The sequence below is a fragment of the Psychrobacter sp. M9-54-1 genome, assembly GCF_016613355.1.
In the GTDB taxonomy this organism is placed as follows: domain Bacteria; phylum Pseudomonadota; class Gammaproteobacteria; order Pseudomonadales; family Moraxellaceae; genus Psychrobacter; species Psychrobacter faecalis.
On record NZ_JADGFW010000019.1, the window covers coordinates 66,817 to 85,692 of the forward strand.

Here is an 18,876-nt window from a genome sequence, read left to right on the forward strand (position 1 = left end):
ATTTTAAAGCCGATATTTTTAGAACCGCTAATAGTAGGTTCTCTTTAAATCAATCAGTGCGACTGGGATGAATTTTGCGTAGCCTCTGTGATAGCGGCAAGCAAGAAAAATTTATACCAGTTGCACGTGCTAACTCACGTATCTATTGATTTCAAACCGACTATACGCAGCTTAATTAATCACCTTTAACAATTTTAGGCGGACCTTTTAATAAGTCCTCATCGACAAACTCACTGGCCGAATTATGGTCAGCTGACTCATCGGTAATATAACGCTGCTGATTGCGATATAAGATAAGTCGGTCGCGGCTCATACCGCGCAGTAACGCATACATCATCACAAAGATGACCAACGCAAAAGGTAGACCTGCCACAATAGCCGCCGCTTGCAGGGCATCTAAACCGCCCGCTGCCAATAATATGGCGGCAATCAAACCTTGCATCAGCGCCCAAAACAAACGCTGGATTTTGGGTGGATTGGTATCACCGCCCGCCGTCAGCATATCGATGACAAAACTGGCTGAGTCTGATGAGGTCACAAACCAAAGGACAATCATCACCACAATTAATAAGGTAATCGGTTTGGTCAATGGATAATATTCAACCAGCTTAAAGATGGCACTACCGTAATCGACTTGCACTGCCGCGACCAATCCTGGGCTAACTACCTCAGGATTCATGCCTGCGAGCAGCTCCATCTGTATCGCCACACCGCCAAAAGTCGTAAACCAAAAAAACAAAATCGTCATCGGAATCAGCAGCACGCCAAATACAAACTCACGAATGGTACGTCCACGGCTGATACGCGCAATAAAAACACCGACAAATGGCGACCAGCTGACCCACCATGCCCAATAAAATATCGTCCAAGCTTTTTGCCAATCGGTATTACTATAGGCTTCGCTCCACGTCGACAACGTGACGATGTTTGCCAAGTAGTTGCCTACGTTTTCTATAAAACTGTCAAAGATATATAGCGTCGGGCCCAAAATTACCATAAACGCCAATAAAATACCGGTCAGCCCCATATTAATATCACTAAGACGTTTGATACCTTTATCAAGACCGAGCATCAGTGAACCACAAGCTAATGAGGTCACAAAAGCAATGATGATAAACTGTATCGTTAAAGTAGAGGGAATACCGAACAAGCCTTCAAGACCTGCGTTAATTTGCATAACGCCAAGACCTAAAGAGGTCACGACCCCAAACATGGTGCCAAACACGGCTAAGACATCGACCGTATGCCCCCATTTACCATAAATCCTTTGTCCAAGAATAGGATAAAGGGTTGAGCGTATCGATAACGGCAAACCACGGCGAAAGTGAAAGTACGCAAGCGACAGCGCAACAATGGTATAAATCGCCCATGCATGCAGCCCCCAATGTAAAAACGACAGATTCATCGCTTGTTTTGCCGACTCAAGGGTTTCTGCTTCCCCAAGCGGCGGTGCCATAAAATGATATAAAGGCTCAGCCGTTCCCCAATACACCAGTCCAATACCGATGCCCGCCGAAAAAAGCATCGCAATCCATGAAAATAAGCTATATTGCGGTCGCTCCGTCTGTTTGCCTAGACGTATATCACCGTAGCGACTGGCAGTCAGATAAATACAGAATACCAACGCCATATTAAACAAGATGATAAACAACCAACGGAATTTTTCGGCGATAAAAGCCTGTAAGAAGCTAAAAAGTGTTGCTGCCGTTTCAGAAAATAACGAACCAAAGATAATAAAACCGACGATTAAGACACTTGAGGTAATAAACACCGGTTTATTTACCTTTGGAAAGGGTCCAAGTTTACTTACTTTTACTTCGTTCATTGGCTAAAACCTTAAATTTAAGAAAGGCTACCTTAACAAAGTGCGCCCTAATTATCAATTTACTACAAGATAAGGGCGACTAGACTCTTTTATTAGTAATACGACTCGCAGTCTAATTAGTTATTTAAATGGCTATCGAGGTAGTAATTGCAGCAGCCTACCTTCATCGCCATCTTCTAATAACCACACCTGCCCATCGACAGTTAAGACACTACGAATTCGTTCACCCATATCATAGCGATAGCGTTCTGCAGCGCCGTTATTGTCATCAAGCGTGACCACGATAAGCGCTTTTGAGGATAAACCACTGATAAGCGCATTACCTTGCCACGCTGGAAAATCATTATATTTACCAGTCTGATAAATGCTCATCGACGACGGTGATATTACAGGCGTCCACGATATTTTTGGTGCAGCAAAATCAGGGCGCGTATCATGATCAGGGATATCCGTCCCGGAATAATTGCGTCCGTTCGAGACCACGGGCCAGCCGTAATTATTGCCTTTTTCTATCAGATTAAATTCGTCACCACCGCGCGGCCCCATTTCATGCGCCCACAACCTACCTTTATCATCGAATGCCATACCAAGTACGTTACGATGACCAATCGTCCAAAATTGGGCGGCAATGTCGCTACCATTTTGTGCAAATGGATTATCGGCTGGCACTGAACCATCGCCATGTAATCTGATAATTTTTCCCAGATTCACACTCATATCTTGGGCTGGTGTTTTTTCTTGACGCTCACCTGAGCTGATATATAAATACTGCCCGTCAGGTGAAAAAAGCAAGCGATGGCTATAATGCCTTTGTCCTTTTAGTTTCGGGGTTTGCTCCCAGATGGGCGTTATGGCTTGCCAGCGTGGCGCGTCAGTATCTAAGCCCGTTAATGTGGCTTTGATAACTTTTGCCCCAAATTTATTACTGTCGCTTCCTGTGCCCGCCTCGACATAGCTGATATAGATATTATTAGAAGTAGCAAAATCTGGTGCAAGAATGATATCGCCAAGTCCGCCCTGCCCGCCATACGCTACTTTTGGCACACCATTAACGCTTGTCTTTACACCTGTTGCCGTATCAACAATCAAAAGCTCGCCTGCTTTTTGGGTTATGAGCAGTTTGAGTGGCTGATTATGAATGCGAGGTAATGCGGTCATTGCCCAAGGTTCATCGAAGCTAGCGACCGTCTTGGTTGTAAAAGTAGGTTTTTCAGTATTGGCTAGAGACTCATTGACAGAGGCTTGCCCTTCTTTATACTCGGTCAAATCGTTATTGGTATTGACGGTGGCAGGATTGGAACATGCAGAAGCACTAAACAGCAGTGATGTCATGACTAATGATAATAGTAATGGCGTATTTGTCGATTTTTTATTGTTCATCATCCTGATGTCATCTCCCTTAAATTTTTCATATTCTTATATTGAGCTATCATTATTTATACCACAATCAAAGCGCGCAAACGGTAAATAATATGGGCGCACAAAAAAAACCCCTTACCTACCTATATAAGATATAGAGAAGTAAAGGGTTTTTAGGTTTATACCATTCAGCAAATGATATTTAACCAATGTACGTTAAAACGAACGCTTATTTTAGCTCATTCTAAGCTTATCAAAGGTTAACTCATCATCAGCGCCGACGTCGATTTTGATGATATCTCCTGGAACAAAGTCACCAGCCAGCAGTTTGAGTGACAATGGGTTCTCGATTTCTTGCTGGATAGCACGTTTGAGTGGACGCGCACCATACACAGGATCATAACCCACTGCGACCAGTTTATTCATCGCATCTGCCGACAGCTCGATATCCATCTCACGCTCTTGAATACGCTGACGTAAGCGATCCAATTGAATATCAGCAATACCTGCCATCTGCGACATGCCAAGCGGATGGAAGACCACAATCTCATCAATACGGTTGACGAATTCTGGGCGGAAATGCTGCCCGACCGATTCCATAACTTCCGCTTTGATATCCTCGTAGCTCTCACCGACCATTTCTTGGATTTTATGCGAACCCAAGTTACTGGTCATAATAATAACGGTATTTTTAAAGTCGACCACGCGGCCTTGCGAATCGGTCAAGCGACCATCGTCTAGCACTTGTAGCAAGATATTAAACACATCAGGATGCGCTTTTTCGACCTCATCAAACAATATCACGCTATAAGGCTTACGGCGTACCGCTTCGGTCAACGTACCACCCTCTTCATAACCGACATAACCTGGAGGCGCGCCCACCAAACGGCTAACGCTGTGTTTCTCCATGTACTCACTCATGTCGATACGAACAATTGCATCCTCACTATCAAACAAGAAGTTCGCCAGTGATTTGGTCAACTCCGTTTTACCAACACCCGTTGGCCCAAGGAACAAGAACGAACCTGAAGGACGATTCGGGTCGGACAAACCAGCTCGGCTACGACGCACCGCATTGGCGACAGCTTCGACAGCTTCATCTTGACCGATGACGCGCTCGTGGAGTTTTTCTTCCATCGCCAGCATTTTGTCACGCTCGCCTTGCATCATCTTGCTGACTGGAATACCAGTCGCCGCTGCCACGACCTCGGCGATTTCGTTATCCGTGACTTTATTACGTAGCAGTTTTACACCGCTATCTTCACCGCTTTGCTCTTTTTGCTCTGCCAAATCAGACTCGTGAATACGGCGCTCAAGTTGCGGAATGGTTTCATACTGCAGCTTACTCATGGTCTCGTAGTCGCCTTCACGACTGGCTTTATCATAAGCAATACGCGCTTTATCCAGCTCGTCTTTTAGCTGCTGACTGCCTTTAACGAGCGCTTTTTCTGCCTGCCAAATCTCATTAAGATCCGCGTATTCTTTTTCTAACTCTTCAATTTGGCTATCAAGTACTTTACGCTCTGCTTGCGCGCCCGCGTCTTCTTCGTTTTTGAGTACTTCACGCTGCATTTTTAACTGAATTAAACGGCTATCAAGCTTTCCGAGTGCTTCAGGTTTGCTGTCCATCTCCATACGTAGGCGACTTGCCGCTTCATCGATCAAATCAATTGCCTTATCTGGCAATTTGCGATCGGTAATATAACGATGGCTCATGCGCGCTGCCGCAATAATCGCGCTGTCTTGGATATCGACACCGTGATGCAACTCATAACGCTCTTTTAGACCACGCAAAATCGCAATGGTGTCTTCAACCGTTGGCTCATCGACCAATACTTTTTGGAATCGACGCTCAAGGGCGGCATCTTTTTCGATAAATTGACGATACTCGTCCAAGGTCGTCGCACCGACACAGTGCAGCTCACCGCGAGCAAGCGCAGGTTTTAGCATATTACCGGCATCCATCGCGCCTTCTGACTTACCAGCGCCGACCATGGTGTGTAGCTCATCAATAAATAAGATGACATTACCTTCTTGCTTGGCTAAATCACTCAGAACCGCTTTGAGACGCTCTTCAAACTCACCGCGGAATTTTGCCCCCGCAATAAGCGCGCCTAAGTCTAACGACAACACTTCTTTACGGCGTAGTCCTTCTGGCACATCGCCATTGATAATTTTTTGCGCCAAGCCTTCAACGATGGCGGTTTTACCAACACCTGGTTCACCGATGAGCACAGGGTTGTTTTTGGTACGACGCGATAGCACCTGAATGGTACGGCGAATCTCTTCGTCACGACCAATCACCGGATCAAGCTTACCAAGCTCCGCTTGCTCAGTTAGATTAATGGTATATTTATTCAGCGCATCACGCTGATCTTCGGCGTTTTGATTATTCACCGTCTCATCACCTCGCAGTTGCTCAATGACCGCTTTTAGCTTACTTGCCGTCACCCCAGCATTTTCAAATATTTTTTTGGTGTCGCCTTGCTCAGCAAGTGCCAACATTACCCATTCAGTGGCAATAAAATCATCACCCTCTTTTTGCGCTTGGCGATCGGCCAAGTTCAAAATCTTCACCGAATTTGGGTTTAGATTAACGTCACCAGTTGGCTCGCTAATTGTCGCCTGATTGTCGAGCGCTTTTGCCACGCCATTTTTTAATGCTGGAATAGACGCGCCGGCTTGCTGACAGATAGATAAGTTAGACTCATCTTGTAGCAATACGGCCAGCAAATGCACAGGGTCAATCCCAGTGTGGTCGCGACCTAGCGCCAAACTTTGGGCTTCTTGAATCGCTGATTGCAATTTTTGGGTAAATTTCTCGAATCTCATAGTGTGTCCTTTAATAATTAATAGTCGTTTGTATCTGCTAGTCGCTGCGGCTTTTTATAAGTATTAAGGTGCCGCAAGCTTTTCGTTGTTATCTATATAAGGTTTGTTGAGTAATATTTCAATGTCATTTTAACTATTGTCAATAGTATTTATTGACTTTTTGGTATCGACCTATACAGCATATATGAGCAAAAATAAAATCTGCAAAAAAAATAAAACCTTATTCATAACAATGATATAACGTTAAAGTATTAATAGGCACATTTATAAGAGATTTCAAGAGAGATTAATAAAGAAAAATTAGGAAGTCTTGAGGCTGTACGGACACAGAGAAATATATTTTAGCGGACGACTAAAACAGTTAAATGCGGGAGATTAACAAACTATTTATTCTACGATTTCGATCGGTGTGCCAATCTTTACCGCAGCAATGATTTCATCCATCTCATCATCGGTCACGGCTATACAGCCTTCCGTCCAATCACGTTGCTGGTTCAGTAGACCCAATGCACCAAAACCGTTTTTTTGCCCATGAATCATGATATCACCGCCAGCACTGACACCTCGCGATTTGGCTCGGGCTTTATCGGTAGTATTTGGATAACTTATGTGGATAGAGCGGTAATATCCAGATTTTTCATTTTTATAATCGAGTGTATAGCTGCCAACAGGGGTACGCTGGTCGCCTTGTTGTTGCTTATGTCCAATAGGATTACCACCGAGCGCAATGTGATAAGACTTAATCACTTTATCATCACTTAGTAGCTGCAGGGTACGAGCAGATTTATCGACAAAGACTTTATCAATCACAATACTTGTAGGCAAGGCTTGCTTGTTCTCTGAATTACTCTCAGCAGCAATGACACTCGTGCTAGTAATGATAGCGAGGCTAATACCCATGACAATAAATAACCAAGGTGAATATTTACTATTTATATTGAAAAAAGACATAGCTTTTGGTTCTTAAAGGTAAGCGTTCATTGATAAAATCATCTTTGATAAGATAGCAAAAGACTATGCCAAGTTTATGAAATTATACAACTAAAGCTAAGTGTTTAATAAGAACTACTGAATAATACGTCCTTAAAACCTACACCATACGAATCGCGCCATCGAGGCGAATCACTTCGCCATTTAAGTAGGCATTATCAATAATGTGCGTGACCAATTTAGCAAACTCACTAGGGTTGCCCAAACGCTTAGGATAAGGGACACCGGCCTCTAACTGCTCGCGCGCTTTTTCAGGGATAGTCTCCATCATCGGCGTGGCAAACACACCAGGAGCAATCGTCATGACGCGAATACCGTGACGTGCCAGCTCACGCGCTAGCGGTAAAGTCAGGCCAACGACGCCCGCTTTCGATGATGAATAGCTTGCTTGCCCTACTTGCCCATCAAAAGCAGCGATAGAGGCAGTATTGATAATGATGCCATTATCAGCATTCTTCTCTGCGTCGCTTTCTGTATTATTGCCGTTCGCAGCGCGCTTAGCAATACTGGCCGCGACCAAACGTGCCACGTTAAAAGAGCCAACAAGATTGATATTAACCCCGCGGCTAAAAGCATCAAGATCCGCTGGATTGTTTTCACGATCAAGCAACTTTTGTACCACAGCAACACCTGCACAGTTAATAGAACCTTGCAGACCGCCAAACTCTTTTTCAGCCAACTCAACGGCCGCTTGCACCTCATCGCCACTGGTCACATCACAACGTGCAAAGCGTACATTATCACCCAGCTCATTAACCAAAGCTTGCCCAGTTGACTCGTTCAAATCAGCAATGACGACCTTGCCGCCTTGACTCACGATAGCGCGAACCACTGACTCACCTAAACCTGATGCACCGCCTGTAACCAAAAAGCTGTGTTGTTCAATTTGCATAATTATTCCTTTAATCGAGGTTTTTACTGGTATTTTTTAAGCTAACCATAATGAATTCACTGTAAAATAGATACAGTGCGACTGGGATGAATTTTTCGTAGCCTCTGCGGTAGTAGCAAGCAAGGAAAATTTATACCAGTCGCACATAACTATTAGCGTAACGATGTTATCTTGAATGGACTATACTTTATTTTCTTAAACGGCTATCGATGTTTTCAGTACTTTATGCCGCAGACAAACTGCGCAGCAAGAAACGCTGGATTTTACCGCTTGGCGTTTTTGGTAGCTCCGACACAAATTCAACCTCACGCGGGTAAGCATGAGTTGAAAGACGTCTGCGGACCAAGTCTTGAATCTCTTTAGCAATCTCATCCGTCCCTTTAATACCTTCTTTTAACACCACATAAGACTTAATCGTATGACCGCGCACCTCATCTGGCACGCCAACGGCGGCGGATTCTGCCACTGCCTCATGCTCAAGCACGGTATTCTCCACATCTGTCGGCCCTACGCGGTAGCCTGCCGTAATGATAATGTCATCATCACGCCCCGAAAACCAATAGCTGCCATCGCTATGACGCTCGACCACATCGCCAGTCAAATAGTAATCATCCACAAAGGCGTCTTTTTCATTCCAGCTATAACCGCAGAAATAAAACGCAGGCGATTGGCTAACCACTACGGCAAGCTGTCCTTGTTCACCATCAGGCAATACTTGCATGTCATCATCCAATACGACGAGTGTGTGACCCGGTAGCGCCATGCCCATCGAACCAGTAGGACATTCATGTGCTAATGCATGGTGCGAACAGCAGGTCATGCCCGTCTCTGTTTGGCCGTATTGGTCCTTTACTTGGCAGTTTAAATACGTCTCGACCCAGTTTACGACTTCAGTATTTAAAGTTTCGCCTGCTGAATTGGCACAGCGCAGTGATAAACGGGCGCTAGCATCGTCATGTGATTTCTCAAACACACCGCTAGATTTCATCATCCGAAACGCCGTTGGCGAAGAAGCTAAATTGGTAATTTTATGGCGAACCATAAAGTCGCGGGTATTGGCAGCATCAAAGCCCGCCTCGTTAAAGTAAGTCGTGACGCCCATCAGTAAAGGCCCCGTAATCGCGTAATATAATCCATATGCCCAGCCGGGATCGGCCATATTCCAGTAGTTATCATCGGCGCGCAAGTCAATCGCATAGCGCATATACAGATAAAAAGCAGATAACGCTGATAACGGCACACTGACGCCCTTTGATTTACCGACCGTACCTGAGGTAAACATTTGCAAAAACGGCGCATCTTCATTGAGAAAAACAGCCTCTAGCGTTTGCGGCTGGGTCGCCATCATCTGAGCATAATTATCATCAGCCCATTTGCTTTCATTATCAGCTTGCGCATTATTCTTACTGCCAACCATGACCATTTTGGTTTGCTCGGCTAAGTCTTCAAATTTACTACGATTTTCAATATTGGTAAAAACCACTTTGGTATTGGCTTTATCCATGCGGTATTTAATCGAATCATAGCCAAAAGCGGTAAATAGCGGTTGATAGACTGCGCCAATCCGCCAAGTCGCTAGTACAATGATGAGTAGCTCAGGGGTACGCGGTAGCATGGTCGCTACTTGGTCGCCAACTTGTACGCCGTAGGATGTTAATAAATTGGCCACTTGCGCACTGGCTTTATCAAGCTCAGCAAAAGTCATGCGCGTCACATTACCAGCCGTATCTTCATGCACTAAGGCTAGATTATCGCCGCGCCCGTCACGCACATGACGACCACAGCAGGCCATATAAGCATTTAAACGGTCATCTAAATGCTCGCCATAGATTTCTGCCAATAACGCATTCATATCAAAATTATGATAGTAATCGTTGTAGCTCGTTGGTGTGTAGGTAGTATCTTTAGTAGAGTTTGCGGACGAATGATTGGAAGAGGTGGTGTTCATAAGCTAATCCTTTAGCAATAGAGAGTCGCTGACGATAGACGATATCAGCACTTTATTAGAAGTCAAACAGTCCTATCCTAGTCACTATTTGCTCTTATGGTTTGCGCATATAAAAATGCGTATACTCTATTAGTAACGCATTTTTATATTTATATCAATACATAACGTATCATTTTCATAAATTAATACGAGTTTTGCTAAAAAAAATTTATTGGATAGCATTTAAAAAGCCTAGCAGCGCTTTCTCTTCGCAGCTTTGATATTGTTTGGTACGGCCACGGCGCGCTTGTTTATAACACTCAAAAAACTGCCCTGCTAAAAAGCGCTCGATAATAACCGGATTGATATAAGACGCTCGGCAAACAGCAGGCGTATTGCCAAGCTCTTCTGCGACTTCTTTGACCATATCAACGACCAGCTGCTGGCGCTCATTGCTATTAGGCTCACTGGCTAATATTTCTCTGCCATTCGAGCTCTGCAGCTCATCGTATAAATAACTGGCCGCAAGGACGCTTGCCATCCAAGTACGAAAGTCCTTGGCGCTATATAAATTGCTGCTGTATGTCTTGCCCTCACTATGATGACCGCCAGTATGCGACCGTATATAGTCATTGATGTCGCTACTATCGACGACTTGCTTCTCACCATTATCATCCAAATATTTAAAAATCTGATAACCCGGCAGCTCAGAGCAGGCTTGTACAATCTCAATTAAACGCTCGTCTTGCAGTTCAATATGATGCTCTTTAGCGCTTTTACCCACAAAATCAAACGCCAAGCCATTATCCGTTTCGCTGACGTGCTTGCTGCGTAACGTACTAAGGCCATAGCTTTTATTGAGCTTGGCATAGCGGCTATTACCGATACGAATTAAAGTGGTTTCCAGCAATTTAACCACGGCGGCAAGTACATTGGCGCGTGATAGTGGCGCTGCTTCCAAGTCTTTTTCGACTTGCGCTCGCAGGTTTGGCAACGTTTCAGCAAAGCCTATCATCGCTGCAAACTTAGCATTGTCTCGCACGCGATTCCATTCGGGATGATATAGGTACTGCTTGCGCGCTTTGTCATCGCGGCCTGTCGATTGCAGATGCCCTTTATCATCTTGGCATATCCAAACCTCTGACCACATCGGCGGTATCACCAGCGCATCAAAACGCTGGCGTAACGCTTTGTCTTTCACCGTTTTGCCGGTGGCGTCTTTATAAGTAAAGCCGCGACCCCAACGCCTACGCGTAAACCCTGGCTCATCGTCGCTGACGTAGCGTAAGTTGGCCAAGCGCGCCAAATGTTCATAATCATGGCGCACATCTTGCGTGGTCGTTTGGTCATCTAGCTTTGCCATAAAAAATACTCAATTAATCAAATAGTCGTTTTAGGATAATGAATTGCGGCTATTTTTGCTGTTTGTTTGCCACAAGCAAAGTGTAATCGATGTGTAAAACACCGCTTTGAAAGGTTCTAAACAATGAGATTTTAAGCCATAATTCGCTGAACACCACAACTTAAGTCAAATAAATATAATGACAAATACTTCGATAAAAATAGCCCCGTTATTTATAGCCCCATTGTCTAAAGCGGATTACGACGCTTGGTTGAAATTGTGGCAAAATTATTTAACCTTTTATGAAACTCGTCTGCCGCCAAGTACCACAGAAAAGACATGGCGAACCTACTTGAAAGCGATGTGCCGATTTATGGCTTTGGTGCGTAGCAGGACGACAAGTTAGTAGGTATCACGCATGTGGTACTACATCCCAATACTTGGAATACGACAGAATGTTGTTACTTAGAAGATTTATACGTTAGTGATGCGGTTCGCGGGCAAGGCGTTGGACGCGCACTGATTGAACAGGTGTATGAATTTGCCAATAACAAAAACTGCAACCGTGTTTATTGGACGACGCAAGAAGACAATGCGACGGCACGCAATCTCTATGATGTAATCGCTACTCAAACGGACATGGTGCAATATCGCAAAGACTTATAACTTTGATTGGCTCTATGTTGTCAGTCTACTATCTTTAAATTTATTCAGAATAATACGCACAAAAAAACGCCAAGCATTAAGCACTTGGCGTTTTTTTACGACACAAATCCAAACTAAAAATGATTATTTACCATAAGTACATAAATAAGCACTTTCAACGTCTACTTTTACTTGAAACTTCTGGTTGGCTTCAACGGTAAATTGCTCGCCCGCATTAAAGGTTTGCCACTCATCACTTTCTGGCAGTTTTACCGTCAATGCTCCACTGACTACGCTCATGGTTTCAAATTCGCTAGTACCAAACTCATACTCGCCAATTTCCATCACGCCAACAGTAGCTGGCAGGGTTGCCGTTTGAAAGGCGATAGAAGTTACTTTATTATCAAAATAATTATTAACGCTTGGCATAATTTTCCTTAAGTCGTTTCGTTTAAAGTCTGATTAGTGATTAAAAAGTTTGATTGGGGATTAAATAGCAGCAATAGCCTCTCTATAACAGCATAGCAATTTAATAAAGAACACTCGGCTCTGTTGTTCGTAAACTCTCAAAGTCGCTCGTTTATCTTTATTAAATCGCCTTTATAATAGGCTATTGCTGTTCCTTTTATGTATAGCAGTCGATAGTATTTATGGACTAAATTTACAGCCCAGCTTTTAAGCTTGCTACGATAAATTGATCGAGGTCACCATCGAGTACCGCGCCAGTGTTAAAGGTTTCGACTCCAGTACGCAAGTCTTTGATACGCGAGTCATCGAGTACATAAGAGCGGATTTGACTGCCCCAACCGACATCAGATTTATTATCCTCGACCGCTTGCTGGCTCTCCATACGTTTTTGCATCTCAAGCTCATACAACTTGGCGCGGAGCATTTTCATCGCCGTCGCTCTGTTTCCATGTTGGCTACGCTCGTTCTGACACGTGACCACCACGCCACTTGGCTCGTGAGTAATACGCACCGCAGAATCGGTGGTGTTCACGTGCTGACCACCCGCGCCTGATGAGCGGTAAGTATCGATACGCAAATCGGCTGGATTGATATCAATTTCAACGTTGTCATCGATTTCAGGCGATACAAAAACGGCGGCAAAGGAAGTATGACGACCATTATTACTATCAAATGGTGACTTACGCACTAAGCGATGCACGCCAATTTCGGTACGTAACCAACCAAACGCATAATCACCCTTAATCTCAATCGTCGCTGACTTAATGCCAGCGACACTACCTGACGATACTTCGATAACTTCGACTTTAAAGCCATGAGATTCGGCCCAGCGCGTGTACATCCGCAGCAGCATTTCTGCCCAATCTTGCGCTTCGGTGCCACCACTACCCGACTGGATATCCAAGTAGCAATTGTTCGGATCCATCTCACCGCTAAACATCCGGCGGAACTCTAAATCCGCAACGCGTTTCTCCGCATTGTCGAGCTCTGCTTGCACATCAGCAAGCAAGGATTCGTCTTCTGCTTCTACTGCTAAATCAAGCATGGCAGCGGCATCTGCTAAAGTCGTTTCAAGCGAAACCACCACGTCGATGACGCCATCAAGCTGGCTTTTTTCTTTATTAATCTTGGTCGCGCGCTCTGGGTCGTTCCATAGCTCGGGGTTTTCCAATTCTAAATTGACTTCCTCTAAGCGTTCTTGCTTACCGTCGAAGTCAAAGATACCTCCGAAGGTCCTGTCCACGCTCAGATAAATCTTTGATACGTTCTTGATACGGATTGATTTCCATAAAGTTTCCTGTCTTTTTAAATAAATATTTTACTGATATGGCGCTATTTTAAATGAGATTGATGCTAAATAGTTGGCTAATTAATACTGCCTTTATATTAAATAGCTATAGACCAGCTAAATCGTCCAATCTTCTACTGCCCAGCGATGGGCAAGCGCGTGCGCATGTAGCGCATCATCGGGTGACACGCAGATAGCCACATCCGCCCATTCGAGTAATGGAATGTCATTTTTGGAATCTGAATAGGCATAAGTTTTATCAAAAGTGATACCCGCTAATTGCTTTTTATTAAGCCACTTGTCTAGATGGTAGATTTTACCTTCTTTAAAATTGGGCTTATCGGTTAATTTACCGGTATAACGCTCGTTTTGTATCTCAAGTGGCGTCGATAGTACATTACTCTCTTCAATACCAAAACGCTTAGCAATCGCCGACACTACAAAATCATTGGTGGCAGAAATAATCACCACGTCGTGACCCTGCTCGACGTGATGACAGAGCGCCTCCATGGCTTTTGGGCGAATATGCGGCTCGATTTCCGTCTTAATATAATCTTCGCGTAGCTCATGCAGTCTGTCCATCGGTAAGCTACTTAAAAATTGCGCGACAAATTCATTGTATTCGGTCGCATCGAGCGTACCTTCGATATAATCTTGATAAAACTTTTGATTGGCGGTGCGATATTCAGCTTCGTCAACCAGATTATGCTTGACGATATACTCGCCCCATAGGTAATCGCTATCGACATCGAGTAACGTATGGTCTAAATCAAAAAGTGCCAACTCTTTTGGAGCTTGTCCCGCTTGTGTTGCCTGCATAATGGAGCCTTGTTTTTATTAATTAAAGGAATGATTTTTTGACTATAAAATATGTTAAAAAATTATTGGATATAAAACATGCTGCGTAAATTTTTAGAAGCCTACTGTTTACCAAACATAATTATGCTAACTTATTTACTTTAATATCTCATTACCTTATCTTTAATCTGCTTGATAATAACAATAGAGAACTGTATGAAAGCGCCTGATGATAAAACTACTTTGTCCAACCGACCGCGACGTCCTGCCCGCTCCATCAGAGAAATCAGGCGACGGCAGTTAGGCAAAAGCTATCAATCGCCTTTAGAGCGTCTACTTTATGCGCTGTTAAACGCTCTGTTATATGTTTTTGGCGGCTTACTTATCGACCTTGCCATCGTTGTTATTCGCTCCATCGCCGGTATGGGCAATGGCGAGATATTCTGGCTATTCACGCCGTTTATGCTAGTTTTGGGGGCGTTAACGGGTTTTATCGTCGGTAAAAGCGCCGGCGCTGAAAGCGTCAATGCTTTAAATATCGATGATACGAGTAATAATTATTACCTTAATGACCATTCTATACGCCATGATATCTTCCGCGGACTGATTATCGGTATTATCATTTTTGCCGTTATTTGGCTTATCATGATGCTAATGGCATAAAATTCCGCTTTCTGATGCCTCAATCAGGCATCGCTATTTCTGTTAGGCCGGTTTTAAATTTCTGACAGCGCTCCGCATAATGCATAGCTGATAGCTTTAACATTGCCGCTTGCTCATCGCTTAAGGTTTTGACCACTTTTGCCGGCGCGCCCATCACCAGCGAATTATCCGGTATCTCTTTACCTTCAGTAACCAAAGCTTTGGCACCAATGATACAGTTTTTACCGATTTTGGCATTATTCAATACCACCGCGCCAATACCAATCAAGCTATTATCACCAACTTCGCAGCCATGCAGCATCGCTAAATGGCCAATGGTGACGTAATCGCCGATTTTAACCTCAATCCCTGCATCGGTATGAATGACGCTGTTTTCTTGCACATTACTATAATCACCGATATGAATGCGCTCGTTGTCACCGCGAATCACCGCGCCAAACCAGACGTTGGCTTGATGACCCAAATACACATCGCCGATGACACGTGCAGTATCAGCAACCCAACCGTTAAATGGAACTGCAAACTCTGGCGTTTTGTCTAAATATTGATAAATCATCATCCATCCTTAGTGGTTATTTTTATACAAGTTTATATATGGTAAAAAGCGTGCCACAAATAAATGTGACTTAAAGCATGATAGTTGTAAAGAAAGATAAAAACTTTATAGTATAATGCTGCCGCCAATCAATAGAGCAATTAGAATTTAGAATTTAGAATAAAGCCGTATGCCATTTATCCCTATAAAATAACTATAGAATTTTATAGAGACAATCAACGCTCACCAACCTTTTTTAGGATCGCAGTGATGATCAGCAAAAAATACGCCCCTATCATTTTATTATCGACCAGCTTGATGGCTGCCATCCCTGCCCACGCTGACAGTAGCACTACTAGTAAGGTAGGCGATGTGCTGGCCTTTGCCATTCCAGCTGCTGCTTACGGTAGCACTTATTATATGGATGATAAAGAGGGTCGTCAGCAATTTTACTATTCATTTGCGACCAACGTTGCTACGACGCAAGTCCTAAAGTCGGTGATAGACAAAGAGCGACCCAATGGCCGTGATGAGGATTCCTTCCCTTCTGGTCATACCTCGATGGCGTTTCAGGGTGCCAGCTTTATCCATAAACGCTATGGCTTAGAATACAGTATTCCTGCGTATATTGGCGCAGGTTTCGTAGCTTATAGTCGTGTTGAAGCCGATGAGCATGATGTGGCCGACGTGGTCGCAGGGGCAGCATTAGGGGTTGCCAGTAGTATGTATTTGACCAAAAGCTATTATGACGACCAATTGCATATCGCCACCAATTTAGCACCCGACTATTATGGGGTATCGGTGCATTATAATTTTTAATAGCCCTTATTTATCCCATTTGAAAGCACTAAATACAGACATTAGAAATAACAGAAGAGATAAGATGCTAGCCCTTAACGCAAAACTCTAGTATAATGCGCAAAATCTGTGCCAAAGCGAGCGGACATGATGCAAGTTACTCATTCACCCTTAGTGAATCCTGTACCTTTTCATCTATGATGTCTTCTCGCTTTTTTGTGGAAAAAATTTGGCTTCAGCCCTTTTTTTATGTGTATTTAGCAGTATTTAAATACCTCTAAAAAACCATTTTAGCGCAACATTTTTATCATAAAACATCACGGCACTCACCCATAACAGCGGAGGCAACCCTTGAATTCATCGGCAGAAATACAAGCAATTTTGGCACTAGCAGACGGTACTATTTTTCGCGGTTTGAGTATCGGTAGTCTTGGTCATCGTGTCGGTGAGGTGGTATTTAATACAGCCATGACAGGGTACCAAGAAATTCTAACTGACCCAAGTTACGCGCGCCAGCTGGTCACGCTTACCTATCCGCACATCGGCAATACTGGCACCAACGCTGAAGATGTCGAATCTGGTAATGGCCATCAAGTATGGGCTGAAGGGCTTATCATTCGTGACGCGACGATGGTCACTTCAAACTTCCGTAACTCAGAGTCATTGACGGATTATTTACAGAACCATGATACGGTCGCCATTGCTGATATCGATACCCGCCAGTTGACGCGCTTATTACGTGATAAAGGTGCACAAAACGGTTGTATCATGACCGCTTCTAATGGCGCAACGATTAGCAGCGAAGATGAGCAGCAAGCGATTAAATTGGCGCAAGAATTCGCTGGTATCGAAGGTATGGACTTGGCAAAAGAATGCTGTACACCGACAATATTTGAATGGACCGCTGGTAGCTGGGATTTATCAGACACCTTACTTAACCGTGATGTAGCTGGTAGCCATGATAGCGGTACAGGCGGCTTTTTTAAACAGCTTGGCACCCATGTTGACTCAAAATACAACGTTGTCGCCTACGATTTTGGTAGCAAAACCAATATCCTACGTATGCTCGTAGACCGCGGTTGTCATGTGACCGTTGTCCCCGCACAAACGCCTATTGCAGATGTGTTAGCAATGAATCCTGACGGTATCTTCTTATCAAATGGTCCTGGCGATCCTGCGGCTTGTGATTACGCTATCGATGCGGTCCGTCATATCATTGAAGAAACCGACATTCCAACCTTTGGTATCTGCTTAGGTCATCAGCTCATTGGTCTTGCCAGCGGTGCCAACACCATTAAGATGAAAACCGGCCATCATGGTGCCAATCATCCAGTACAAGACTTAGCCACTGGTACGGTGATGATTACCAGTCAAAACCATGGTTTTGCCGTTGATGAAGACACCTTGCCTGATAACGTTAAATCTACCCATCGCTCATTATTTGATGGTACCAACCAAGGGATTGAGCTGACCAATAAGCCGGTCTTTAGCTTCCAAGGTCACCCAGAAGCCAGCCCTGGCCCACATGATGCTGCGCCACTGTTTGATAGGTTTGCAGAGATGATGGATAAGGCTAAGGCGTAATTTAAATGAACATTACCAAAGATGAGTATACTAAGCAGTATGATGAAAAAGACGCTGTGGGTTGGGATTTTATTGATAAAGAATTAGAAAAAATATATCCCGACCAAGAACCACGTCATTATGGAACGCTTATCAAGTATGAATTTGGTGGCAATGACCCTTTAGATGGTATAAGTATTTACGATCAAAAAGAACCTATTTTTCATCGCCATATTATTTCTTACGGTATGAGTGAACTTTACTATAACTTAGGGAAGGCTGGAGAAGATTCTAGCAAATGGGGTTTTGAATTTACTTTTCGTGTTATCCCTTATTTAGATGATGAAGAGTACAACCAAGCAGAGTATGAACCAATGTGGGCTGTGTATATCATGCAACATTTAGCTCGTGATGTGTTTGAGAAAAACAGACCTTTTGAACCCTATTATTTTTTTGATGGTGGGTACATAAATGATAGTACTCAAATTAGCGGTGTAGCTTTCGTTATAGACCCCGTTCTAGGCACAATTGATACCCCACACGGTAAAATAACTTTTTTACAAACGGTTGGTTTAACTAGAAAAGAATTAGATTGGTTGTGGGAAGATTCAGTCACAACTCGCTGTGAAGAACTGATTAATAGAATGCGTGTTGATAATCCTTTGTTAATTACAGATTTAACTCGCACCAAAGAATATGTTTAGAAAGTTTTAAAAAATGAGCCAAATTATTATCTACTGATACTACCAATTTGCAACCAAGTTTACGTCTAGACATCAAACCACGTTTGAAAGCATAACCAAAAAACTTTAGTAAGATTTTTTAGCAAAAAAACCGAAAATTAACCGATGAATCTTTTTGACTTGTTTTGATACTGCTCTTGCAAAAGCTAATGGACATTCGTAATTTTTGTATTTTTTGACATCCCATATTAAAATCCCCATCCGCCAA

At 43.6% G+C, this 18,876-nt stretch carries 16 protein-coding genes; 5 read left to right on the forward strand and 11 right to left on the reverse strand.

The features are described 5' to 3' along the window. Nucleotides 1-175 precede the first annotated feature (175 nt). The 7 genes from IQ457_RS08355 to IQ457_RS08385 form a co-directional block, all read right to left on the reverse strand. The gene (locus IQ457_RS08355; protein WP_200662799.1) at nucleotides 176-1,825 is read right to left on the reverse strand and encodes a BCCT family transporter; all 1,650 of its coding nucleotides are present in this window, start codon (nucleotides 1,823-1,825) and stop codon (nucleotides 176-178) included. Between the two features lie 132 nt (nucleotides 1,826-1,957). After that, nucleotides 1,958-3,208: a PQQ-dependent sugar dehydrogenase gene (locus IQ457_RS08360; protein ID WP_200662800.1), complete on the reverse strand. Its 1,251-nt coding sequence runs from the start codon at nucleotides 3,206-3,208 to the stop codon at nucleotides 1,958-1,960. Between the two features lie 210 nt (nucleotides 3,209-3,418). Then, nucleotides 3,419-6,016 carry an ATP-dependent chaperone ClpB gene (clpB, locus tag IQ457_RS08365; protein WP_200662801.1) on the reverse strand — a complete coding sequence of 866 codons (2,598 nt, stop codon included), beginning with the start codon at nucleotides 6,014-6,016 and terminating at the stop codon, nucleotides 3,419-3,421. A gap of 387 nt (nucleotides 6,017-6,403) precedes the next feature. Beyond that, a complete protein-coding gene (locus tag IQ457_RS08370; protein WP_200662802.1) occupies nucleotides 6,404-6,967 on the reverse strand; it encodes a L,D-transpeptidase family protein in 564 nt (187 codons plus the stop codon). Between the two features lie 139 nt (nucleotides 6,968-7,106). Continuing rightward, on the reverse strand, nucleotides 7,107-7,898 hold the full coding sequence (locus IQ457_RS08375) for an SDR family NAD(P)-dependent oxidoreductase (RefSeq protein WP_200662803.1): 792 nt from the start codon (nucleotides 7,896-7,898) through the stop codon (nucleotides 7,107-7,109). Between the two features lie 223 nt (nucleotides 7,899-8,121). Continuing rightward, a complete protein-coding gene (locus tag IQ457_RS08380) occupies nucleotides 8,122-9,846 on the reverse strand; it encodes an AMP-binding protein (protein WP_200662804.1) in 1,725 nt (574 codons plus the stop codon). Nucleotides 9,847-10,054: 208 nt separating this feature from the next. After that, nucleotides 10,055-11,188, reverse strand: coding sequence for a DNA topoisomerase IB (locus tag IQ457_RS08385; RefSeq protein ID WP_200662805.1), 1,134 nt, complete (start codon nucleotides 11,186-11,188; stop codon nucleotides 10,055-10,057). A 399-nt stretch (nucleotides 11,189-11,587) separates the two neighbouring features. Here IQ457_RS08385 and IQ457_RS13585 point away from each other — a divergent pair, with 399 nt between their 5' ends. Beyond that, nucleotides 11,588-11,833 carry a GNAT family N-acetyltransferase gene (locus tag IQ457_RS13585; protein WP_342343311.1) on the forward strand — a complete coding sequence of 82 codons (246 nt, stop codon included), beginning with the start codon at nucleotides 11,588-11,590 and terminating at the stop codon, nucleotides 11,831-11,833. Between the two features lie 123 nt (nucleotides 11,834-11,956). Here the strand turns inward: IQ457_RS13585 and ppnP are convergent, their stop codons facing one another. The 3 genes from ppnP to IQ457_RS08405 form a co-directional block, all read right to left on the reverse strand. Further along, on the reverse strand, nucleotides 11,957-12,241 hold the full coding sequence (gene ppnP / locus IQ457_RS08395) for a pyrimidine/purine nucleoside phosphorylase (RefSeq protein ID WP_193031601.1): 285 nt from the start codon (nucleotides 12,239-12,241) through the stop codon (nucleotides 11,957-11,959). 232 nt (nucleotides 12,242-12,473) lie between these two features. Continuing rightward, nucleotides 12,474-13,569, reverse strand: a protein-coding gene (prfB, locus tag IQ457_RS08400; protein WP_144297087.1) for a peptide chain release factor 2 whose coding sequence is annotated in 2 segments (ribosomal slippage) — nucleotides 12,474-13,496 and nucleotides 13,498-13,569 — 1,095 coding nt in all. Because the reading frame shifts where the segments join, the coding sequence is not laid out codon by codon here. 116 nt (nucleotides 13,570-13,685) lie between these two features. Next, nucleotides 13,686-14,387, reverse strand: coding sequence for an HAD family hydrolase (locus IQ457_RS08405; RefSeq protein ID WP_198328058.1), 702 nt, complete (start codon nucleotides 14,385-14,387; stop codon nucleotides 13,686-13,688). 195 nt (nucleotides 14,388-14,582) lie between these two features. Here IQ457_RS08405 and IQ457_RS08410 point away from each other — a divergent pair, with 195 nt between their 5' ends. Beyond that, nucleotides 14,583-15,029 carry a hypothetical protein gene (locus IQ457_RS08410; protein WP_200662806.1) on the forward strand — a complete coding sequence of 149 codons (447 nt, stop codon included), beginning with the start codon at nucleotides 14,583-14,585 and terminating at the stop codon, nucleotides 15,027-15,029. Nucleotides 15,030-15,048: 19 nt separating this feature from the next. On the opposite strand, the gene IQ457_RS08415 is transcribed toward IQ457_RS08410, so the two are convergent. Beyond that, nucleotides 15,049-15,585 (reverse strand): gamma carbonic anhydrase family protein, encoded by a 537-nt coding sequence (locus tag IQ457_RS08415; protein ID WP_191691413.1) that lies wholly within the window; start codon nucleotides 15,583-15,585, stop codon nucleotides 15,049-15,051. Between the two features lie 249 nt (nucleotides 15,586-15,834). On the opposite strand from IQ457_RS08415, the gene IQ457_RS08420 reads away from it, so the two are divergent. The 3 genes from IQ457_RS08420 to IQ457_RS08430 all read left to right on the forward strand — a co-directional run bounded on the left by IQ457_RS08420 (nucleotide 15,835) and on the right by IQ457_RS08430 (nucleotide 18,629). Beyond that, entirely contained in the window at nucleotides 15,835-16,383 is a 549-nt protein-coding gene (locus IQ457_RS08420; protein ID WP_200662807.1) for a phosphatase PAP2 family protein, read from the forward strand. A 330-nt stretch (nucleotides 16,384-16,713) separates the two neighbouring features. Then, complete coding sequence (gene carA, locus IQ457_RS08425; RefSeq protein WP_200662808.1) at nucleotides 16,714-17,946, forward strand: glutamine-hydrolyzing carbamoyl-phosphate synthase small subunit; 1,233 nt, start codon at nucleotides 16,714-16,716, stop codon at nucleotides 17,944-17,946. 5 nt (nucleotides 17,947-17,951) lie between these two features. Continuing rightward, nucleotides 17,952-18,629 (forward strand): suppressor of fused domain protein, encoded by a 678-nt coding sequence (locus IQ457_RS08430; RefSeq protein WP_200662809.1) that lies wholly within the window; start codon nucleotides 17,952-17,954, stop codon nucleotides 18,627-18,629. Nucleotides 18,630-18,876 lie beyond the last annotated feature (247 nt).